The 21,898-nt window shown below is 70.5% G+C and carries 17 protein-coding genes and 1 pseudogene; 12 read left to right on the forward strand and 6 right to left on the reverse strand.

All coding sequences use genetic code 11. The features are described from left to right. The first annotated feature begins 26 nt into the window (after positions 1 to 26). The 10 genes and pseudogenes from ACIPSE_RS19690 to ACIPSE_RS19735 all read left to right on the forward strand — a co-directional run bounded on the left by ACIPSE_RS19690 (position 27) and on the right by ACIPSE_RS19735 (position 12,093). Positions 27 to 1,550 (forward strand): family 43 glycosylhydrolase, encoded by a 1,524-nt coding sequence (locus ACIPSE_RS19690; protein WP_401664459.1) that lies wholly within the window; start codon positions 27 to 29, stop codon positions 1,548 to 1,550. Between the two features lie 167 nt (positions 1,551 to 1,717). Next, a pseudogene (locus tag ACIPSE_RS19695) lies at positions 1,718 to 2,782 on the forward strand (polysaccharide lyase family 1 protein); the annotation flags it as partial. 54 nt (positions 2,783 to 2,836) lie between these two features. After that, positions 2,837 to 4,180: an ABC transporter substrate-binding protein gene (locus tag ACIPSE_RS19700; RefSeq protein ID WP_401664316.1), complete on the forward strand. Its 1,344-nt coding sequence runs from the start codon at positions 2,837 to 2,839 to the stop codon at positions 4,178 to 4,180. A gap of 85 nt (positions 4,181 to 4,265) precedes the next feature. Next, positions 4,266 to 5,060 carry a rhamnogalacturonan acetylesterase gene (locus ACIPSE_RS19705; RefSeq protein WP_401664317.1) on the forward strand — a complete coding sequence of 265 codons (795 nt, stop codon included), beginning with the start codon at positions 4,266 to 4,268 and terminating at the stop codon, positions 5,058 to 5,060. Positions 5,061 to 5,155: 95 nt separating this feature from the next. Continuing rightward, the gene (locus ACIPSE_RS19710) at positions 5,156 to 6,481 is read left to right on the forward strand and encodes a polysaccharide lyase family 1 protein (RefSeq protein WP_401664318.1); all 1,326 of its coding nucleotides are present in this window, start codon (positions 5,156 to 5,158) and stop codon (positions 6,479 to 6,481) included. Between the two features lie 299 nt (positions 6,482 to 6,780). Beyond that, positions 6,781 to 7,911, forward strand: a complete 1,131-nt coding sequence (locus ACIPSE_RS19715) for a pectinesterase family protein (protein ID WP_401664319.1) — start codon at positions 6,781 to 6,783, stop codon at positions 7,909 to 7,911. A gap of 1 nt (position 7,912) precedes the next feature. Continuing rightward, complete coding sequence (locus ACIPSE_RS19720) at positions 7,913 to 8,944, forward strand: pectinesterase family protein (RefSeq protein WP_401664320.1); 1,032 nt, start codon at positions 7,913 to 7,915, stop codon at positions 8,942 to 8,944. After that, positions 8,931 to 9,992 carry a dienelactone hydrolase family protein gene (locus ACIPSE_RS19725; RefSeq protein ID WP_401664321.1) on the forward strand — a complete coding sequence of 354 codons (1,062 nt, stop codon included), beginning with the start codon at positions 8,931 to 8,933 and terminating at the stop codon, positions 9,990 to 9,992. The genes ACIPSE_RS19720 and ACIPSE_RS19725 overlap by 14 nt, the downstream gene beginning before the upstream one ends. A gap of 53 nt (positions 9,993 to 10,045) precedes the next feature. Continuing rightward, positions 10,046 to 11,158, forward strand: a complete 1,113-nt coding sequence (locus ACIPSE_RS19730) for a pectate lyase (RefSeq protein WP_401664322.1) — start codon at positions 10,046 to 10,048, stop codon at positions 11,156 to 11,158. Positions 11,159 to 11,295: 137 nt separating this feature from the next. Beyond that, positions 11,296 to 12,093 carry an HAD family acid phosphatase gene (locus ACIPSE_RS19735; protein ID WP_401664323.1) on the forward strand — a complete coding sequence of 266 codons (798 nt, stop codon included), beginning with the start codon at positions 11,296 to 11,298 and terminating at the stop codon, positions 12,091 to 12,093. Here the strand turns inward: ACIPSE_RS19735 and ACIPSE_RS19740 are convergent. Beyond that, entirely contained in the window at positions 12,086 to 14,209 is a 2,124-nt protein-coding gene (locus ACIPSE_RS19740; RefSeq protein WP_401664324.1) for a family 43 glycosylhydrolase, read from the reverse strand. The genes ACIPSE_RS19735 and ACIPSE_RS19740 overlap by 8 nt on opposite strands. 119 nt (positions 14,210 to 14,328) lie before the next feature. On the opposite strand from ACIPSE_RS19740, the gene ACIPSE_RS19745 reads away from it, so the two are divergent. Next, on the forward strand, positions 14,329 to 15,483 hold the full coding sequence (locus tag ACIPSE_RS19745) for a right-handed parallel beta-helix repeat-containing protein (protein WP_401664325.1): 1,155 nt from the start codon (positions 14,329 to 14,331) through the stop codon (positions 15,481 to 15,483). A 150-nt stretch (positions 15,484 to 15,633) separates the two neighbouring features. Here ACIPSE_RS19745 and ACIPSE_RS19750 read toward each other — a convergent pair whose 3' ends face one another. The 3 genes from ACIPSE_RS19750 to ACIPSE_RS19760 all read right to left on the reverse strand — a co-directional run bounded on the left by ACIPSE_RS19750 (position 15,634) and on the right by ACIPSE_RS19760 (position 18,001). Beyond that, a complete protein-coding gene (locus tag ACIPSE_RS19750) occupies positions 15,634 to 16,464 on the reverse strand; it encodes a pectate lyase (protein ID WP_401664326.1) in 831 nt (276 codons plus the stop codon). 83 nt (positions 16,465 to 16,547) lie between these two features. After that, positions 16,548 to 17,438 (reverse strand): hypothetical protein, encoded by an 891-nt coding sequence (locus tag ACIPSE_RS19755; RefSeq protein ID WP_401664327.1) that lies wholly within the window; start codon positions 17,436 to 17,438, stop codon positions 16,548 to 16,550. Next, positions 17,435 to 18,001: a SigE family RNA polymerase sigma factor gene (locus ACIPSE_RS19760; RefSeq protein WP_401664329.1), complete on the reverse strand. Its 567-nt coding sequence runs from the start codon at positions 17,999 to 18,001 to the stop codon at positions 17,435 to 17,437. The genes ACIPSE_RS19755 and ACIPSE_RS19760 overlap by 4 nt, the downstream gene beginning before the upstream one ends. Before the next feature lie 287 nt (positions 18,002 to 18,288). Between ACIPSE_RS19760 and ACIPSE_RS19765 the strand changes: the two genes are divergently transcribed. Continuing rightward, positions 18,289 to 19,743 (forward strand): NCS2 family permease, encoded by a 1,455-nt coding sequence (locus ACIPSE_RS19765; RefSeq protein WP_401664331.1) that lies wholly within the window; start codon positions 18,289 to 18,291, stop codon positions 19,741 to 19,743. 56 nt (positions 19,744 to 19,799) lie between these two features. Here the strand turns inward: ACIPSE_RS19765 and ACIPSE_RS19770 are convergent, their stop codons facing one another. After that, the gene (locus ACIPSE_RS19770) at positions 19,800 to 21,251 is read right to left on the reverse strand and encodes a peptidoglycan D,D-transpeptidase FtsI family protein (RefSeq protein ID WP_401664333.1); all 1,452 of its coding nucleotides are present in this window, start codon (positions 21,249 to 21,251) and stop codon (positions 19,800 to 19,802) included. Positions 21,252 to 21,415: 164 nt separating this feature from the next. After that, positions 21,416 to 21,895: a GNAT family N-acetyltransferase gene (locus tag ACIPSE_RS19775; RefSeq protein ID WP_401664335.1), complete on the reverse strand. Its 480-nt coding sequence runs from the start codon at positions 21,893 to 21,895 to the stop codon at positions 21,416 to 21,418. Positions 21,896 to 21,898: the final 3 nt, after the last annotated feature.

Consider the following 21,898-nt stretch of genomic DNA (forward strand, 5'->3'; position numbering starts at 1 on the left):
ACACGGACACCACCGGGCCCCGCCGCGTGACCGGCGCCGCCACCGGTGAGGGCACGTACACCAACCCGGTCCTCGACGCCGACTGGTCCGACCCGGACGTCATCCGCGTCGGCGACGACTTCTACCTCACCGCGTCCAGCTTCGGCCGGGTCCCGGGCCTGCCCCTGCTGCACTCCCGCGACCTGGTCAACTGGACCCTCATCGGCCACGCCCTCCAACGCCTCGCGCCGGCCGCCGAGTTCGCCGTCCCACGGCACGACTGCGGGGTCTGGGCACCGGCGCTGCGGCACCACGACGACCGGTTCTGGATCTTCTGGGGCGACCCCGACGCGGGTATCTACCAGGTCAACGCCCCGCAGATCAGAGGACCTTGGAGCCGGCCGCACCTCGTCAAGGCCGGCAAGGGCCTGATCGACCCCTGCCCGTTGTGGGACGAGGAGACCGGCGAGGCATATCTCGTGCACGCCTGGGCAAAGTCCCGCTCCGGCGTCAAGAACCGTCTCACCGGCCACCGGATGAGCCCCGACGGCGGCACGCTCCTCGACGAGGGCAAGGTGATCGTCGACGGCGACCGGATACCCGGCTGGTTCACCCTGGAGGGCCCCAAGATCCACCGGCACGACGGCTGGTTCTGGATCCTCGCCCCCGCCGGGGGAGTGGACACCGGATGGCAGGGCGCCTTCCGCTCCCGCGAGTTCTTCGGGCCCTACGAGGAGCGGATCGTCCTGGAGCAGAAGGACACCGACGTCAACGGCCCCCACCAGGGCGCCTGGGTGGACACCCCCGCGGGCGAGCACTGGTTCCTGCACTTCCAGCAGCGCGGCGCCTACGGCCGGGTCGTCCATCTCCAGCCCCTGCGCTGGGGCGCCGACGGCTGGCCGGTGGTGGGCGACGACGGCGCTCCCGTCGCCGTGCACACCCGGCCCGCACTGCCGCCGCAGCCGCCCGCCGCGCCCGCCACCGACGACGACTTCCCCGGCGGACGCTTCGGCCGTCAGTGGTCGTGGACCGCCAACCCGCGCGACGGCTGGGCCACCCAGCACTCCGCGGACGGACTGCGGCTGACCTGTGTCCGCACGCCCCGCGCGCACGACCTGCGCACCCTGCCCCACGTCCTCACCCAGCGCCTGCCCGGCAGGCCGGCGGTGGTGGAGGTGGACCTGCGGCTCGACAGCGAGGAACCGGGGGCCCGCGCCGGACTCGCCGTGCTCGGCGACGCGTTCAGCTGGATCGGGCTCCAGCGGGGCACCGATGGGGCCGTGCACGTCGTCCACCGGTTCGCCGAGAGCGTCGCCGAACGCGAGCGGGACGCGGACCGTCCGCGGCCCGCCCCGGACGGCCGGGTCCGGCTGCGCGTCGAGATCGGTGCCGGCGCCCGCTGCCGCTTCCTCCTCGACACCGGCGACGGCCCGCGCCCCTCCGGCCCCGTCTTCGCCGCCACGCCCTGGCGCTGGGTCGGCGCCCTGCTCGGCCTCGTCGCCCTCGCACCCGAGGGAAACGGGCACGCCGGGGCGGCAACCTTCTCGCGCTTCAGGATCACTTCCCCGTAGGACCGGCCGCCACCGGACCCGGTCCCACCCGTCACCAGCGCCATCGATCACCAGCGCCACCCGCAATCCGGTCCCACCCACAATCCGGTCCCACCCGCAACCCGGTCCCATCCGCAATCCGGTCCCACCCGCAACCCGTCCCGCACGTAAGCCACTTGGGAGCCGCAATGACGCAACTCCTCGGCACACGCCCGCCACCACCGAGGTCCACCGGTCGCCGCGGCGCCGTGCTCGCCGCCGTGCTCGGCCTGGTGGCCGCGCTGGGGCTCGGCGCGGTGGAGGCGCGGGCCGACGCCCCCTCGGCCCCGCGGACCGCGGCCGTCTCCCGCTGGACCGACACCCCCCACGGTTTCGCCTCCCTCGCGGGCGGCACCACCGGCGGAGCGGGCGGGAAGGTCGTCACGGTCACCGACCAGGCCTCCCTCGCGCGGTACGCGGCGGCCGAGGAGCCGTACGTCATCCGGGTGTCCGGGGCCGTCGCCGTCGAGCCGTTCGGCTCGGACATCGTGGTCGCCTCGGACAAGACGGTCATCGGGGTCGGCGACTCGGGCGCGATCGTGCACGGGGAACTGCATCTGAACCCCGGCACGAGCAACGTGATCATCCGCAACCTGACGATCAGGGACTCGTACGTCGAGGGCGACTGGGACGGCAAGACCACCGACTTCGACGCGATCCAGATGGACACCGCCGACCACGTCTGGATCGACCACAACACCTTCGAGCACATGGGCGACGGGCTGCTCGACATCCGCAAGGACAGCCAGTACGTCACCGTCTCCTACAACCGCTTCCGCGACCACAACAAGGCGTTCGGGATCGGCTGGACGAGCAACACGCTCACCCAGATCACCATCGACCACAACTGGTTCACCGGCACCAAGCAGCGCAACCCCTCCGCCGACAACTGCGCCTACGCGCACCTCTACAACAACTACCTGTCGTCCCAGGTCGCCGACGGGGACCCGGTGTGGACGTACGGGAACTGGTCGCGCGGACGGACCCGGATGGTCATCGAGAACAGCTACTACGACGGTGTCCAGCACCCCTACCAGGCCGACGCCACCGCCGAGTTGGTGCAGCGCGGGTCGATCCTGCGCAACACGGCCGGACGCACCGACGAGTGGGGCGCGGCCTTCGATCCGCGGGAGTTCTACGACTACCGGCTGGACCCGGCCGCCGCGGTGCCCGCGCTGCTCGCCCGTTTCTCCGGCCCGCAGCGGCGGATCGGTCACTGACCCCCACAACTTCACAGCTCAGTTGGATCCAGAAGAGAGAGCCGACCAATGAAGATCAGCATTCGCAGAAGCAGGCGTGCCGCCGTGGCCGTCGCCCTGGGATCCGTCCTCGCCCTGACCGCCACCGCCTGCGGTGACGACGGCAGCGGCACCGGCGGCGACAAGGGCGACGAGGGCAGCGGCAAGGGCAAGATCGTCTTCTGGGACAACAACGGCGGTGTCCGCACCGACGTCTGGAAGGAGATCATCGCCGACTTCGAGAAGGCGAACCCGGGCATCGACGTCGAGTACGTCGGGATCGCCTCCACCGACTACCAGTCCAAGGTCGACACCGCGATCCAGGGCGGCGGCCTGCCGGACGTCGGCGGCGTCGGCGCGGCCATGCTCGCCGGCTTCTCCGCCCAGAACGCGCTGGACCCGCTAGACGACCGGCTCTCCAAGTCCTCCCTGAGCGGCAAGCTCAACGAGGACATGGTCGAGTCCCTGAAGGCGGCCGGCGGCGGTGACGGCACCCTCTACTCGATCCCGACCTCCGCCAACAACGGCGTCCTGTACTACCGCACCGACCTGTTCAAGGCGGCGGGCCTGGACGAGCCGACCACCTGGGACAAGTTCTACACGGCGGCGGACAAGCTCACCGACGCCAAGAAGAACGAGTTCGGCTACACCATCCGCGGCGGCGCCGGCTCCATCGCCCAGGCCCTCGACGCGATGTACGGCCAGAGCGGCATCACCTCCTTCTGGAACGGTGACAAGACCACCGTCAACGACCCGAAGAACGTGGCGGCGCTGGAGAAGTACGCCGCGCTGTTCAAGAAGGTCACGCCGTCCGCCGACCTCAACAACGACTTCACCAAGATGGTCGCGCAGTGGGACTCCGGCACCATCGGCATGCTCAACCACAACCTGGGCTCCTACCAGGACCATGTGAAGGCGTTCGGTGTCGGCAAGTTCCGCGGCATCCCGCAGCCGACCGGTGCCGACGGCAAGCGGGTCCAGGTCTCCAACCCGGTCGACGGCATCGGGCTGTTCAAGAGCTCCAAGAACAAGGAGGCCGCCTGGAAGTTCATCGAGTTCGCCGTCTCCCACACGGAGAACTCGAAGTTCAACGAGTCCGCCGGACAGGTGCCCGCCAACAACGAGGCCGCCGGCGACCCGTGGATCTCCCAGGCGGAGCCGACGAAGCTGGCCGCCGCCGCGCTCACGGACGGTTCCACGACGATCGTCCAGCTGCCCTACTACCTGCCCGACTGGGGCACCATCTCGAAGGCCGACAACGAGCCGAACTTCCAGAAGGTGCTGCTCGGGAAGATGAGCGCGAAGGACTTCCTGGACACCCTCGCCGAGCAGCTCGACGAGGCGCAGGCCGAGTGGAAGCAGCAGAACGGCTAGCCACACCCCCGCGGCGGAGCCGCTCCCGCGGCTCCGCCCCGCGCCCTCGGGCCGAGCAACTCCACCCCGCCGGAAAGGCACCCCCGTGTCACTCACCCGCAGACAGGTCACCGGCGCCGCGCTCGCCGCCGTCCCTCTCGCCCTCGCGGCGGGCGGGACCGCCGAGGCCGCCGACCGCCCGCGCACGCTCTACCTCGCCGGTGACTCCACCGCCGCCCAGAAGTACGCCGACGCCGCGCCCGAGACCGGGTGGGGCATGGCGCTCCCCTTCTTCCTGCACCGCCGTCTGTCCGTCGCCAACCACGCGGTGAACGGGCGGAGTTCGAAGTCCTTCGTCGACGAGGGCCGGCTCGACGCCATCCTCGCGGTGATCCGCCCCGGCGACTTCCTGTACATCCAGTTCGCGCACAACGACGAGAAGTCCGCCGACCCGACCCGCTACACCGAGCCCTGGACCACCTACCAGGACCACCTGCGGCTGTACGTCGACGGCGCCCGCGCCCGCGGCGCCCGTCCGGTGCTGGTCACGCCGGTCGAGCGCCGCAGGTTCGACGCGGACGGGAACGCCGTACCGACGCACGGGGAGTACCCGGCGGCGATGCGGGCGCTCGCCGCGGAGGAGGGCGTGGCGCTGCTCGACGTCCAGGCGCTGTCGCTCGCCCTGTGGCAGGAGCTGGGCGTCGAGGAGACGAAGACGTACTTCAACTGGACCGGGACCGAGCAGGACAACACGCACTTCAACCCGCCGGGGGCGATCGCCGTGGCGCGGCTGGTGGTGAGGGAGTCGCTGCGGACGCGCGTGCTGCGTCCCAGGGACGTGTGCCGGCTCGACGACGAGATCCCCACGTCCTGGATCACCTGGCCGGAGGCCACCGCCTAGCGGGTCCGCCCCGCGGGGACACCCCCGCGCCGGGCAGCGTCCCCCCACACCGAGAAGAGCACCCACCCCCCGTACCGAGAAGAGAGAGCCGCACCATGAACACACAGATCTGGCATGGGCATGCCATGGCCGCCCGTGCCGCCGCCCTCGTCGGCTGCACCGCGCTCGTGCTGACCGTGACCGGCCCCAGCGCCGAGGCGGGCGGCCGGGCCGATGTCGCCCGGCAGGTGCTCCCGGCGAACGACGGCTGGGCCTCGGAGGGGACCGGCACCACCGGCGGTTCCGCCGCCGACGCCGCGCACGTCTACACCGTCACCGACTGGGCCGGGTTCAAGGCCGCCCTGGCGGCCGGGGGCGACGCGCCGAAGATCATCAAGGTCAAGGGGACCATCGACGCCGTGTCGGAAGGGTGCGACGCCTTCGCCGCCGACGGCTACGACTTCGACGCCTACCTCGCCGCGTACGCCCCCGAGACCTGGGGCCTGGACACCGATCTGAGCGCCGAGCCCGACGACAGCCCCGAAGGGCTCCGCCGTGTCTCCCAGGCCGCCCAGGACAAGGCGATCAAGGCGAACGTCCCCTCCAACACCACCATCATCGGCATCGGCAAGAACGCCGGGATCAAGGGCGCGAGCCTCCAGATCAAGGCCGTCGACAACGTCATCGTCCGCAATCTGGCCTTCGAGAGCCCGATCGACTGCTTCCCGCAGTGGGACCCGACCGACGGCTCCAGCGGCAACTGGAACTCCGAGTACGACACCGCCGTCGTCTACGGCGCAACCCATGTGTGGCTGGACCACAACACGTTCACCGACGGTGCCCACCCCGACAGCGTCGCGCCCACCTACTTCGGCATGCTCTACCAGCAGCACGACGGCGAGCTGGACATCGTGCGCGGCGCGAACTACGTCACCGCCTCCTGGAACGTCTTCACCGAGCACGACAAGACGATCCTGATCGGCAACAGCGACAGCGAGTCCACGGCCGTCGGGGACCGCGGCAAGCTCAAGGTCACCTTCCACCACAACCTGTTCTCGCACCTCGTCGAGCGGGCGCCCCGGGTGCGGTTCGGGCAGGTCGACTCCTACAACAACCACTTCGTCGCCGCCGACGACTACTCCTACAGCTTCGGCGTCGGCAAGGAGTCCCAACTCGTCGCCGAGCACAACGCGTTCACGCTCCCCGAGGGCGTCAGCGCGGCCAAGGTGCTCAAGCGGTGGAACGTCTCCCCGCTGACCGCCGCGGACAACTGGGTCAACGGCGAACTCACCGACCTGATCGCCGTGCACAACGCCGAGATCCCCGCCGAGACCCTGGAGTCCGGCGCCGGCTGGACCCCGACCCTGCGCACCGAGGTCGACCCGGTCCGGAAGGTCCCCGGCATCGTCGACCGCGGCGCGGGCGCCGGACGCGTCTGCTGATCCGCGCCCCGCGCACCCCCTGAGCGGCCGGGGCGGTCCGCACCGCACTCACCTTCCGGAGTGCGTCCGCCCCGGCCCCCACCCCCCACGGCGAGGAAGACCCGTAGGGGGTGTTGCGAGAGTCCCGCACAGCACCCGCGGCGCCCGGCACGCGCCCTCGCCGCACCGGACGAAGACCCTCGTAGCTCCGCTACGAGGGCCTTCGTCCGGCACACCGAGGCCACGCACCGAACACCGCGGGCACCGCACAGGACTCTCGCAACACCCCCTAGACCGACCCGCATCCAAGGAGCCCCCGCATGCCCTCGCCCCACCGTCAACTCCCGCTCTCCAGAAGGGTATTCCTCCTCGTGAGCACCGGCGCCGCCGCGGCGCTGAGCCTCACGGCGGCCCCCGCCCGGGCCCATGGCACCCGGTCGCCCTTCGGCCGGTTCGGTTCACCGGCGGCCCGGCTCACCCCGGCCACGCTGTACGTCGACGCCCAGGGGCGCGGCGACCACACCACCGTCCAGGCCGCCGTGACCGCCGCCGCGAGCGGCCAGACCCTGGTCATCGCCCCCGGCGTCTACCGGGAGACGGTCGCCGTCCCCGCCACCGCCACCGAACTGACCTGGATCGGCGCGAGCGAGGACCCGCGTGACGTCGTCATCGTCTACGACAACGCGGCCGGCACCCAGAAGCCCGACGGCTCCGGCACCTACGGCACCACCGGCTCGGCCACCACCCTGGTCCGGCCCGACGGGTTCACCGCCCGCTGGATCACCTTCGCCAACGACTGGCTGCGCGCCGACCACCCCGGTGTCTCCGGCACCCAGGCCGTCGCGATCAAGGTCCTCGGCGACCGCTCCGCCTTCCACCACTGCCGGTTCCTCGGCCACCAGGACACCCTGTACGCCGACTCCTCGGCGCTCACCGTCTTCGCCCGCCAGTACTTCGCGCACTGCTACGTCGAGGGCGACGTCGACTTCGTCTTCGGGCGCGGCACCGCCGTCTTCGAGCGCTGCCACTTCCGCACCCTGGACCGCACCGACCTGGCCTCCGCGCCCTACGGCTTCGTCTTCGCGCCATCCACGGCCGGCGCCAACCCGCTCGGCTACCTGGTCACCCGCGGGCGCGTCAGCGGCGAGGCCCCGGACGCCTACTACAAGCTGGCCCGCCCCTGGGTGCCCAGCTCCGACACCACCGCCCGGCCCGCCCTGACCGTCCGGGACACCCACCTCGGTCCCGGCATCGACGCGGTCGCGCCCTACGCCAACATGTCCGACGCCTTCCCGTGGCAGAACCAGCGCTTCGCCGAGTACCGCAACCTCGGCCCAGGCGCCGCCGTCACCGTCCCGGAGAACCGGCCCCAACTCACCTACGAACAGGCCGAGTCGGCGACCCGTGAGGCCTACCTCGGGGACTGGGAACCATGGAAGGGGGAGTGCTGAGATGCGCAGACGCACCCTGCTGGCAGGCCTGACCGGTGGGCTGACGGCCGTCGCGGCGGCCCCCGCGCGGGCGCACACCGGCCCGGTCCTGCACGTCCGCCCCGGCGACTCCGTCCAGGCAGCCGTCGACGCGGCGACCGGACCCGGCCGGACCGTCGTCGTCCACCCGGGCACCTACCGCGAGGTCGTCAACGTGCCCGCCGACAGGGCCGGGTTGACGATCCGCGGCGCCACCCGCCGCGCCCGGGACACCGTCATCGTCTTCGACAACGCCAACGGCACCCAGAAGCCCGACGGTTCGGGCACCTACGGCACCGCGGGCTCGGCCACCTTCACCTCGGCGGCACCGGGGCTGACCGTCCGCGACCTCACGCTCGCCAACGACTGGCTGCGCGCCGACCACCCCGACATCACCGGCACCCAGGCGGTCGCCGCGTACACCTACGGCGACCGCACCCACTTCGAGAACGTCCGTCTCCTCGCCCACCAGGACACCCTGTTCGTCGAGACGACGGCCCTGGACTCCTTCGACCGGCAGTACTTCAGGCACTGCCACATCGAGGGCGACGTCGACTTCGTCTTCGGGCGGGCCACCGCCGTCTTCGAGGACTGCCGGTTCCACACCCTGCAACGGGACGTCGCCTTCACCCCCAAGGGCATGGTCTTCGCCCCGTCCACCGCCCGCGCCAACCCCCGCGGCCTCCTCGCGATCCGCTCCCGTATCACCTCGGGCGCCGAGGACGCCGCGTACAAGCTGGCCCGCCCGTGGGTGCCGTCGTACGAGACGACCGCCTGGCCCTCCCTCGTCGTGCGCGACAGCTGGATCGGCCCCGGCATCGACCCCGTCGCGCCCTACACCGACATGCGGGTGCAGTACCCCTGGCAGACCATGCGGTTCAGGGAGTACGGCAACACCGGCCCCGGCGCGGTGATCACCGTCCCGGAGAACCGGCCCCAACTCACCGCCGAGGAAGCGCGGGCGCACACCAAGGAGACCTATCTCGGCGACTGGCGCCCCCATGAGCACCCCTGACGGCCTCTACCCGGCGCTGAAGAAGGAGCTCGACTTCCCGCTGGCCTGGGGCACTTCACCGATCCGCGACTTCGGCGAGTGGCGGCGCGCCGCCCGCGCGACGGTCGAGCGGCACTTGCTGACCGACCGGCAGCACGGCACCCCGTACGCCCCCGAGTACGCCGACACGTCCCGAACCGCCACCTACACGAGGGAGTCGGTGACCCTCTCGCTCACCCGGTACGAGCGGGTGCGCGGCGCCCTGCTCACCCCGCACGGCCCGGGACCCTTCCCCGCGGTGCTCCTGTTCCACGACCACGGGGCCAGGTTCGACATCGGCAAGGAGAAACTCGTCGAGCCCTGGTACGACGACACCCGGCTGGCCTCCGCGCGGGCGTGGGCCGACCGGTACTTCAGCGGACGGTTCGTCGGCGACGAACTGGCGCGGCGCGGCTACGTCGTGCTCTGCCTGGACGCGCCCGGCTGGGGCGACCGGGGGCCGATCGCCTACGAGGACCAACAGGCCCTCGCCTCGAACTACTTCAACCTGGGCGCCTCGCTCGCCGGGCTCATGGCCCGGGAGGACGTCCGGGCCGCCGAGTTCCTCGCGGGGCTCGCCCGGGTGCGCTCGGTCGCGACGCTCGGGTTCTCCATGGGTGCCTTCCGCGCCTGGCAGACGGCCGCGCTCACCGACACCGTCGCCGCGACGGTGGCCGTCTGCTGGATGACGGGCCTCAGGGACATGATGGTGCCCGGCAACAACACCCTGCGCGGGCAGTCCTCTTACTACATGCTCCACCCGGGCCTGCCCCGGTTCCTCGACTTCCCCGACGTGGCGAGCATCGCCGCCCCCAGGCCGATGCTGTTCCACAGCGGCGGGCTCGACCCGCTGTTCCCGCCCGACGGCGTCCAGGCGGCCTACGACAGGCTGCGCGCCGTCTGGCGCTCCCGCCACGCCGGGGAGCGGTTGCACCTCAGGACCTGGCCCGACCTCGGCCATGTCTTCGTCGACCGCATGCAGGACGAGGTCCTCCACTGGCTCGACCACTGGCACGGCCACGTCCCGTGATCCACACGTGCAACCCCCCCCCATCCCCCCATACGAGAAGGGACCCGCACTCCATGTCTCGTCGTACCGCACTCTCCGCGGCGACGGCCCTCGCCCTCGCCACCGGCCTCGCCGTCCTCCCCACCCAGGCCCAGGCGGCGACCGTCGTCGTCGACACCACGGCCGAGCTGACCAGCGCCATCTCCAGCGCGACCGCCGGCACCGTCATCCAGGTCCGGGCCGGCACCTACTACCCGACCGCGACCCTCCAGTCGACGACCAACGGCACCTCGTCGAACATGATCTACCTCCAGCCCTACGGCAGCGAGACCGTGAAGATCGACGGCTCGTCGCTGCCCGACGGCGACTGGATCTTCAAGCTGACGGCGGACTACTGGAACGTCTCCGGCATCACCTTCCAGAACTCCCCGGACAGCGCGGTCGTCTGCACCTCCTGCGTCGGCACCGTCTGGAACAACATCAAGACCATCAACGGCGGCGACTCCGGCTTCACCCTCACCGGCGACGGCACGACCAACAACACGGTCAAGAACATCGACTCCTACGGCAACTACGACCCCGCCAACCACGGGGAGAACGCCGACGGCATCGCCGTGAAGTACGGCTCCGGCACCGGCAACCTCATCACCGGGGCCCGCCTCTACAACAACTCGGACGACGGGATCGACTTCTGGTCCTTCTCCTCGCCGGTCACCGTCGAGCACACCTGGGCCTTCGGCAACGGCAAGAACCGCTGGTCCGACTCGGCGTTCGCGGGCGACGGCAACGGCTACAAGCTGGGCGGCGACGGCGAGGTCGTCGCGCACGTCGTCAACAACTCGGCCGCCTGGGACAACGCGGGCAACGGCTTCACCGAGAACTCCAACACCGGGGCCATCGTCATCAACCGCACCACCGCCTACGCCAACGCCAAGTGGGGCTACTACTTCGCCACCGGCGCGGCGCGGCTCGGCAAGAACCTCGCCGTGAGCAACGGCAGCGGCCAGGTCAGCAAGGGCTCCTCGGTCGTCTCGGCGGGCAACAACTGGGACTCCGGGATCTCCACCCCGGCGTTCGTCTCCACGGACGCCACGACCACGTACAACGCCCGCAGTTCCAGCGGCACCCTGCCCGCCACCACCTTCCTCACCACGGGCAGCTCCACCATCGGCGCGACGATGAACTAGCCGGCACCGGTGAACCGGCCGACACCGGCGAACCGGACCACGCCCCAGGGCGCTTGACCCGTTTTTTGCCCGTGCAGGAGGTCTCGATCGGGCAACGGGTCTCGCGCCCGCCCGGGTGACGCGCGTAGAACTCTGTCATGCATAAGCCACTGCGAATCGCGGCCATGGTCGCCGCGTGTGCCGTCGCCGGTGCCGGCCTCTACGGCGCCGGCGCCGCCACGGCCGGTCAGTCGACCGCGAACAGCACCCACGAGCCGTACAACATCGGCGTCCTGGTCAAGGACATCGACACCTACTACGGCACCACGCTCGACGCGAACGGTGTCTACCAGGCGTCCTCGGACAGCCAGTACGCCAAGGACCTGGCGGCCGTCGACAAGGCCGCCCGCAAGTACATCGACCAGGCGGCCCGCAAGGCCCACCACAAGGGCGAGAAGCCCGCGGTCGTCTTCGACATCGACGACACGCTGCTGCTCAGCCTCGACTACGAGAAGAAGACCAACTACACGTACAACTCGGCCACCTGGGCCGACTACGTGAACAAGGCGGACCGCCCGGCCGTCTTCGGCAGCCCCGAACTCGTGCGCTACGCCGAGTCCAAGGGCGTCGAGGTCTTCTACAACTCGGGCCTGAGTGAGTCGCAGCGCGCCGCCGCCGTCGCCAACCTGGAGAAGGTCGGCGCCGACGTGAACCTCGACGCCGCCCACATGTTCCTCAAGGACAAGGCGAACCCGCCGTCCTATCTGAGCGCCTGCGCGACGCCCGGCACCTGGACCTGCACGACCGTGCAGTACAAGGGCGGCACCCGCAAGCACATCGAGGACGACCTCGGGTACGAGATCATCGCCAACTTCGGCGACCAGTACTCCGACCTCGACGGCGGCCACGCCGACCGGACGTACAAGCTCCCGAACCCGACGTACTTCGTCAGCTAACCGGCCGTACGGGTCCGATGCCCTCCAGGGTCGGCACGACCGGCTGAAGGGTACCGTCCGCGGCGAACCACAGCCGGTCGATCGTCGTCTCGCGGTGCACACCGTCCCCGCCGGGCCGGCCGGGCCCGTTCAGCGCGAACCGGTGGTACACGACGTACCACTCGTCCGTGCCGGGGACGTTCACCACCGAGTGATGGCCGGTGCCGAGGATCCCGTACTCCGGACGCTTGGACAGGACCGTCCCCCGCTTCTCCCACGGGCCGAGCGGGGACGGCCCCGTCGCGTACGCCACGTGGTAGTCCTCGCTGCGGGTGTCGTCCTCGGACCACATCAGGTAGTAGGTGCCCTTCCGCTCGATCACGAAGAACGCCTCGCGGAAGTCCTCGGGCGTGATGTCCCGCACCAGACCCGCGTCGAACGACACCATGTCGTCGTTCAACGGCACCACGTACCCATGGGTGTTGCCCCAGTAGAGATACGACGTCCCGTCGGCGTCCGTGAAGACCGCCGGGTCGATCATCTGCCCCTGCCACGCGCCGTCCTTCGCGATCAGGGGCTTGCCCAGCGCGTCGGTGAACGGACCGGCGGGGGAGTCCGCCACCGCCACACCGATCTGCTGCTCCGCGCAGAAGTAGAGGTAGTACCTGCCGTCGCGTTCGGCGATCGCGGGCGCCCACGCGTACCGGTCCGCCCAGCTGATGTCGGCGGCGAGGTCGAGGATCACCCCGTGGTCCGTCCAGTTCACCAGGTCCGGTGACGAGTACGCCGAGAAGCGGGTCCCGCCCCAGCCCGGGAAGCCGTCGGTCGTGGGATAGACCCAGAACCCGCCGTCCATGAAACGCACATCGGGGTCGGCGAGCAGCCCGGGCAGGACCGGACCGCGGGTGCGCACGGCCTCCACGGTCCAGTCGCGGCGCGTACCGTCCGCCGCCGTCACCGTGTACGTCCGCGGCGTGCTCAGGTCGAGCCGGGTCCCGGACGCGGGGTGCGTGCTCGCACCCTCGGACACGGCGAACTCCGGTGCGAGAGCGGTGAGATCGGCGTCGGGCTCCACCGGCAGGACGACCCTGGAGGCGGCCTCGGTGACGACGGCGTACCGCGTCTGCCCCGCCACCGTCGCGTCCACCACCGAGGCCGGGGTGGCCGGGAAGGCGGCGAGCAGCCGGTCGTACTCCTCCCGGGTCACCGGCAGCACACTGCCGTGCCGGGCGCCCGCCGGGAGAAGATGAGCGGAACAGGGCGTCCACCGCCCCGAGTCCAGGTCGTCCGTCTCGAACGGGACATAGCCGCGACCGCCGTACTCGTCGATGAACAGGTACCACCGGTCACCGGAGTTCGACCGGAACACCGCGGGTCCCTCGCCCCGCTCCAGCACCCCCGCGCCGACCCCGTCGGCGACGAGGGCGTACGACCGGTCGGTGAGGGACGCCGCCTTCTCGACGGTGATGAACTTCGAGCCGGGCGCGGCGGAGGACGGGTCCCGCTCGTCCTTGGTGAACCGGTAGAAGGCGCCGTCGTGCGCCACGACCGCGGAGTCGATCACGGAGTGACCGGGGTCGTGCCAGACCTCCGGCTCGCTGAAGGTACGGAAGTCCTCGGTGGTCGCGTACAGCATCGTGTGGTGGTCCGAGCCCCGGAGCCGGGACGCCCAGAACACGACGTACCGGCCGAGCGCGGGGTCGTAGCAGGCCTTGGGGGCCCAGGCGTCGCCCGCGCCCTCGGGGGCGAGCACGACCAGGCGGCGGTCGGTCCAGTGCACCAGGTCGGTGGACTCCCAGATCACCACCGACCGGCTGCCGCGCACCTGCACCTCGTCCCAACTGCCGCTGCTCTCGCGGTACATGCGCAGATCGGTGGCGAGGAGGAAGAACCGGTCGCCGCCGGGGGAGCGGAGCACGAACGGGTCGCGCACCCCCCGCTCGCCGATGTCCGAGACGACGACGGGCCGGCCCTGGTTCAGCTCCCGCCAGTGCAGCGGATCGTCCCCCCGGCTCAGGGCGCAGCGGATCTGCTCGCCGTCGGCGGTGTCCTCGCCGGTGAAGTAGAAGAAGACATGACCGGCGTACTGGGGATCGTTCACGTCCGGAGTCTCACCAGAGGGGAAACCGCACGTCAACCGCTGTCGGCGGGACGCGGCGGGGCGAAAGTTTCGTTCGTTTTCGCCGGTGCGCGGCAACCCCCGGGGGCGCGGTGGCGACTGGATCACGTCACCGTCCCCCAGGAAGGGAGCACTCCGTGCCGATCAGCGCCGGACGCCACCGCCGTACCCGCACACTCTCCGTCGCCGCCGCGATCGCCCTCTCCGCCGGTGCCGGGGGCGTCTACCTAGGCCTGTCGGGCGGCGGCGCGCAGGCCGCGACCTCGACGGTCACCGTCTCCACCACCGCCCAGCTCCAGGCGGCCGTCGCGAACGCGGTCGCCGGGACCCTCATCCAGGTCCGCGCGGGCACCTATTACCCGACGGCGACCCTCAAGTCCACGGCGAACGGCACGAGTTCGGCACGGATCACGCTCGCCGCGTACGACGGCGAGAAGGTCAAGGTCGACGGCTCCAAGCTGCCCGACGGCTCCTGGCTGGCCGGGATCTACGGCGACTACTGGACCGTTCAGGACATCACCTTCCGGAACTCCCCGGCCCAGGGCTTCGTCGCCACCTCGTCCGTCGGCGGCGTCTTCAAGAACCTCGTCACCGCGGACAACGGCGACTCCGGGTTCACCCTGCGCGGCGACGGGACGAGCGGCAACCTCGTGCAGAACCTGGACAGCCACGGCAACTACGACCCGTCCGGGCACGGCCAGAACGCCGACGGCATCGCCATCAAGTTCGGCTCCGGCACCGGCAACAAGGTCACCGGCGCCCGCCTCTACAACAACTCGGACGACGGTCTCGACCTGTGGCAGTTCTCCTCGCCGGTCACCGTCGAGCACTCCTGGGCCTTCGGCAACGGCAAGAACCGCTGGGGCGACACGGCGTTCGAGGGCAACGGCAACGGGTTCAAGCTCGGCGGCGGGGGCGTCGCCGTCGCGCATGTCGTCAACAACGACGCGGCCTGGGACAACACGCTCAACGGGTTCACCGAGAACTCCAACACCGGCGCGATCGTGCTGAACCGCAACACCGCCTACTCCAACGCCGAGGCCGGGTTCTACTTCGCCACCGGCAAGGCCCGTCTCGCCCGCAACCTGGCGGTGGGCAACAAGGGCGGTCTGTCCGAGCTGGGTTCACCGGCCGTCTCCGCCGCCAACAACTGGGACAGCGGGGTGACGACCCCTTCCTTCGTCTCCACCGACGCCACGACGGCCTACGGCGCGCGGGGCGCGGACGGGTCGCTGCCGGCGACCACCTTCCTCACCACCGGCTCGACCGCGATCGGCTCGACGATGGACTGAGCGCCGCCCCGCGGACCGAGAACGCCTCACGGACCGAGAACGCCCCGCCGGTCGTCACCGGCGGGGCGTTCCCCGTGCCGGCCGAGGGGGGCTCGCCGGCCGCTGCCGACCGAGGGGGGCTCGGTTCAGCAGGTTCCTGGGGTCACTCGATCACTCGTACGAGATGTCAGACGCAGTGAAGCGGCAGTACGTTCCGTCGGGGCCCGAACCGATCTCGGTCGGCTCCGCCCCGGTGGCGTTGCCCTTGAAGCGCGTGCACGTCTTGATCTTCTTGCCGCTGTCCCCGTGGATACGGACGTTGCGCAGCGAGGCGGTGTCGCCGTAGTTCTGGTTGATGCCGACGATCGACTTGCCGGGCGCGGTGACGTCGACGTCGTTGATGACGACCGTGCGGCGGTACTGCTTCTTGCAGTTGCCGCAACTGCGCACCAGCTTGCCGAAGTTCTCCACCTGGAACTTGGTGACGACCAGTTTGCCCGCTCCGTTGAACTGGAGCACCTTGTCGGAGGCGTTCTTCGCGCCGCCGCCGTACACCGTGTAGACGGCCGAGGAGGACGTGCCCTTGAAGCTGGCGGCGTCCTCGCCGACGTCCAGCCACCACACGTTCTGGAGCGTGCACGAGCCCTTGCAGTGGACGCCGTCCGCCGCGGGGGTGCCGATGACGACGTTCTTCAGGGTGGCGCCGTCGGCGAGTTCGAAGATCGGGCCCTGGTCCTCGTCCTGGCTGTCGCTGCCCAGATCGCCGGAGCCGTAGTACTTCACGTTCTTGCCGTCGAGGGTGCCGGACACCTTGATGGTGGAGGAGACGGCCTTGCTGCCGGTCGCCGTCGGCCAGGCCGTCGCCGCGCCCGCCGTGGACAGCAGCGTCGTGGTGACGAGGGCCGCGCCCGTGAGGCCGAGGGCGGACACGCCCGCGATCACCGCCCGCCGTCCGGTGACCCGGCGACGGTGGCGGACGCGGTGTTCAGCTCGTGCAGTCATGCCCGTTCCTTGCGTGGGGAGATGGTCTTCGCGTCTCCTGGTCGCCGCGGAACGGGAAAGGGTTGCCGCACGTCCGGATCTTTTTACGAGTCCCCGGTCGAGGACGCGTCCACGTCGTCGTCGTGGACCGCGAAGTCACCGCCCAGCACCCGGTCCCGGTCGTCCGACCGGCCGGTGACGACATAGCTGTCGCCGTTCGCGTCCCGGCCGCCGCGGTCGTGGTCGTACTGTCCCGCGAACACCCACTCGCCGACCGGGACCGTGCGGCCCGCCTTCAGCACCCAGGTGTAGACGAGGTAGCCGCCCTGCTCGGTGACCGTGAGGTCGAAGTCGTCCTCGGGCAGCGAGCGCCAGGAACCGGCGTCCGTCACGCCGCCGGTCTGCGCGATCCGCAGCTGCACCGTCAGCTTCGTGGCCGGTTGCTTGGCCCTGATGGTGACGTTGCTCTGCGCCCAGAACTCGTTGCTGTGCGGGTCCACGGAGCCGTCCGACCACAGCGGGCCGTCGTCATCGTCGTCGGTGCCGGGCAGCAGCACCACCGAGGGGGCGGACGCGGACGGTGAGGAGGGGGCGGACGCGGAACCGCTGGGCCGCCGCGGCGTGGCCGAGGCGGCGCCGTCGGCCGAGCCCGAACTGGGCGTCGCCTGCGGGGTGGCGGGGGGCCGGCTCGTCGCGCCGGGGGAGTCCTCGGGCGTCGGGGAGACGGCCACCGTCTGCTCGACCCGGTCGTCGTCCTTCACCGCGGACGCCACCGCGTACCCTCCGGCCGCGAGCATCCCCGCGACCGCCGCCGTGGCGCCCGCCACCCGCAGCCAGCCCCACACGGGCGGCAGGACGGCCCGGTGGCCGGGACGGTCCTGCGCGGCCATCCCGCGTTCGATCCGCGCCAGCATGTAGGCCCGGTCCGGCTCGTGCTCCCCGGCCGCCTCGTGCAGCCGGGCGCGCAGCTCGTCGTGCACGTCCTGCTGCCTCATCGGTTCCGTCCTCCGGTCTCGCCGCCGCGCGCCATCGCCGCGTGCACCTTCTGGGGTACGCCCTGGGAGCCCAGCAACCGCTGGAGTTCGGCCATCCCCTTGGACGTCTGGGACTTAACCGTACCCACGGACACACCGAGGGCGAGCGCGGTGTCCTTCTCCGACAGGTCGAACGCGTGCCGCAGTACCACACAGGCCCGCTTGCGGAACGGCAGCCTGCGCAGGGCCTCCTGGACGTCGACGACCCCCGCGATGTCCGGGTTCTCCGTGCGCTCCTCGCGCTGCGACCAGAACAGGGCGACCCGGCGGCGCTCACGCACCGCGCTGCGTATACGGGTCCGGGCCAGATTGGCGACCACACCCCGGGCGTACGCCACCGGATGGTCGGCCGCGCGCACCCGGTCCCAGCGGTGCCACAGGGCGAGCAGCGCGTCCGCGGCCAGATCGTCGGCCGCGTCCGCCTCACCCGTCAGCAGGTGGGCCAGGCGCGAGAGTTCGGCGTAGTGACGTTCGAAGAAGACATGGAACTCCACGGAGGCCGCGTCGTCGACGACTGTGCCCACGGGATGCCCCTCTCCTTGCTGTCGCTTGACGGTGCCGTCCGCATCGGCGGGCGCCGCTCGCTCCGGCTGTGAGTGTCATGTGAATGACATGTGGCCGTCCGGGGCTCGCCGGGACGAGATCCGGAAGCGTAGCAGTGATCATCCGCGCGGTTCGTACGTGGCTTCGAACAACGTGCGTGGGCCCGACCCCGATTCCGTAACACGGAGAAAACCTGAAACAGGTTCAACGCGGGAACAATCCAGCCAGCATCCGCGCACCGATCATTCAGGCATCAGGGAGCACAGCCATGTCCGATACCCAGAAGGCGGCCGACAGCACATCCCCACCGACCGCGGTGAACGGCGTCGACCGGTACTTCAGGATCTCCGAACGGGGGTCCACGTTCGGCCGTGAGATACGCGGCGGTCTCGCCACGTTCTTCACCATGGCCTACATCCTCGTCCTGAATCCCATCATCCTGGGCAGCGCGAAGGACAAGTTCGGCGACACCCTCGACCCGGTCCAACTCACCACCGCCACCGCCCTGGTGGCCGCCGTGATGACCGTCGTCATGGGCGTCGGCGGCAATCTGCCCCTGGCCCTCGCCGCCGGACTCGGCCTCAACGCGGTCGTCGCCTTCCAGATCGCGCCGCTGATGAGCTGGGACGACGCGATGGGCCTGGTGGTCCTGGAGGGGCTGCTGATCTGCGTCCTGGTCGTCACCGGTCTGCGCGAGGCGGTGATGCACGCGATCCCGCAGGGCCTCAAGCAGGCGATCAGCGTGGGCATCGGCCTGTTCATCGCGTTCATCGGCTTCGTCGACGCCGGGTTCGTCAGCCGCATCCCCGACGCCGCCAACACCACCGTCCCGGTCCAGCTCGGCGGCACCGGCACCCTCGGCGGCTGGCCGATCCTGGTGTTCTGCCTGGGAGTTCTGCTGACCATCGGGCTGCTCGCCCGCAAGGTCAAGGGCGCCATCCTGATCAGCATCGTGACCATGACGGTCCTCGCGATGATCATCAACGCCGTGGCGGACGTGAAGAGCTGGGGCCTGACGACCCCCGCCTGGCCCGACCAGGTCGTCGACACCCCGGACTTCGGGCTGCTCGGTCAGTTCAGCCTGTTCGGCGCCTTCGGCGCGGCCGACGTCGGCGTCATCACCGTCGTCCTGCTCATTTTCACGCTCGTGCTGAGCGATTTCTTCGACACCATGGGCACCGTCGTCGGCATCAGCGCCGAGGCCGGACTCCTCGACGAGGAGGGCAAGGTCCCGAACCTCGGCCGGGTGCTGCTCATCGACGGCGCCGCGGCCGTCGCGGGCGGCGCCGCCTCCGCGTCCTCCGCCACCTCGTACATCGAGTCCGCGGCCGGTGTCGGCGAGGGCTCGCGCACCGGCTTCTCCAACCTCGTCACCGGCGGCCTCTTCGGCCTCGCCCTGTTCCTCGGCCCGCTGCTCACCATCGTCCCGCTCCAGGCCGCGGCGCCCGCGCTGGTCGCCGTCGGCTTCCTGATGATGACCCAGGTCAAGAACATCGACTGGGACAAGTACGAGATCGCCATCCCGGCGTTCCTGACCATCGCCGTGATGCCGTTCACCTACTCGATCACCAACGGCATCGGCGCGGGCTTCCTCGCCTACGTCGTGATCAAGGCGGTGCTCGGGAAGGCGAAGGAGATCCACTGGCTCCTGTGGGGAACCTCGGCGCTGTTCCTGATCTACTTCGCCATCGACCCGATCGAGCAGCTCCTCGGCGTCAAGTGAGGCCCCTGGGGCCCCTGAGGCCTCGGTTCACTTCGTGAAGCCCCGGGGGTCGCGGCTCACTTCTTGAGCGCCGCCTTCATCATCGCCTTCGCCACCGGCGCCGCCAGCCCGTTGCCACTGACCTCGGAGCGGGCGGCGTCGGACTGCTCCACCAGCACCGCCACGGCGACCTTCTTGTCGCCCGACTCGGCGTAGGAGGTGAACCAGGCGTACGGCGTCTCGCTGTTGTTCTCGCCGTGCTGGGCCGTACCCGTCTTGCCGCCGACCGTGGCGCCGGCGATCTGCGCGTTGGTGCCCGTGCCGTCCTCGACGACCGTCTGCATCGCGGAGCGCAGCTGCTCGGCCGTGCCGGAGCTGACGACCTGCTCGGTCGACGCCTCGCTGTCGTAGTCCTGGAGGACGTCGCCGCCGCTGTCGGTGATCTGCGACACCATGTGCGGCGAGACCATCTTGCCGTCGTTGGCGAGGGCCGCCGACACCATCGCCATCTGGAGCGGCGTCGCGGTGACGTCGAACTGGCCGATACCGGTCAGCGCCGTGGACGAGTCGTCCATGTCCGAGGGGTAGACGCTGGTGTACGCGCGCACCGGCACGTCCTGCTCGCTGTCGTTGAACCCGAACTTCTCGGCCATCGCCCTCAGCTTGTCCTGGCCCAGGTTGTAGGCCATCTTCGCGAAGACGTTGTTGCAGGAGTACTGGAGCGCCACCCGGATCGTGGCGTTCTCGCAGGGCGCGGACGCGCTCTCGTTGTTCAGGTCCGTGGTGGTGCCCGGCAGCGTGTACGGGTCGGGGCTGTCGGTCTTCTCGTCGACCGAGTCGTACAGCCCGTTCTCCAGCGCGGCGGCGGCCACGACCAGCTTGAACGTCGAACCCGGCGCCACCGGCTGGCGCAGCGCGCGGTTGGTCAGCGGCTTGTCGGAGTCCGTCGTGAGCTTCTTCCAGGCGCTGCCCGCGGTGTTGGCGTCCGTCAGCGAGGAGGGGTCGTAGGACGGCGTGGACACGACCGCGAGGATCTGGCCGGTCGTCGGGTCGATCGCGACGGCCGCGCCCAACTTGTCGCCGAGCGCCTCGTAGGCGGCCTTCTGGACGTCCGGGTCGATCGTCGTGATCACGTTGCCCGGCTCGGCCCGCTGGTTGGTGACGGTGTCCATCACGCCCTTGAGCCGGCTGTCCGTGCCGTTGAGGAGGTCCTGGTAGATGCCCTCCAGCTGGGTCGGGGCGTACGCCTGCGAGGCGTAGCCCGTCACCGCGGCGTACAGCTCGCCGTCCTTGTAGGTGCGCTTGTACTTGAGGTCGCTCCCTGTCGTCTTCGCGGAACCGGTGATCGCCTCACCGGCCACGATGATGTTCCCCAGCGGCGACGAGTACGTCTCGATCGCGTTCCGCCGGTTGTCGGTGTCGTCCGCGAGTGCCTGGCCGTCGTAGAACTGCACCCAGGTCGCCCGCGCCAGCAGGGCGAACACCAGGAGCAGCACGAAGACCGAAGTGCGCCTGATCGTCTTGTTCATTCCGACAGGTCAGACGAGCGGGCGGGAGCGAATCGTTCCCAAGCGTCCGGTTTTCTCATGGGACGTTCATGCCGGCACGTTCATGTCGGCACGTTCGTGCGGGCGTGGCCGGACGTCAGGGGCGGGGCGAGCGTCAGAAGTCTGGGAGTCAGAGGGGCCGGGAGTCAGAGGGCCGGGAGTCCGAGGGCCAGGACGATCTCGTCGATCTCCTCGCCCCGCGCGTTCGCGAACCCCCGCGTGTGTTCCCGGTCCCGGAAGCCGCACTTGCGCAGGACCCGCAGCGAGCCCGCGTTGTCCGCCGCGGCCCGCGCGTACAGCGGGCGCTCGGGGACCTCGGCCAGCAGCCCGAGCAGGGCGGCCGTCGCGATGCCCCGCCCCCAGTACGCGCGGTCGATCCAGTACGTCACCTCGCGCTCGCCCGGCTCCCCGTACACCGCCGCCGTCCCCACCACGTCCCCGTCGGCGAGGACCGCGCGCGTGACGGCGTCGGAGGCCAGGACCCGCCGCCAGTGCGCGTCGAAGGCGTCCCGGTCGGCCGGGTCCCGGGCGGTGAAGGCCGCCATGTGCGCGGACTCCGGATCGTTCGTCTGCCGGAAGAAGACGGGCAGATCGCTGTCGTGCACCTCACGCAGTACGACGTCCATGGC

The organism is Streptomyces sp. NPDC090106, from assembly GCF_044747265.1.
GTDB lineage: Bacteria > Actinomycetota > Actinomycetes > Streptomycetales > Streptomycetaceae > Streptomyces.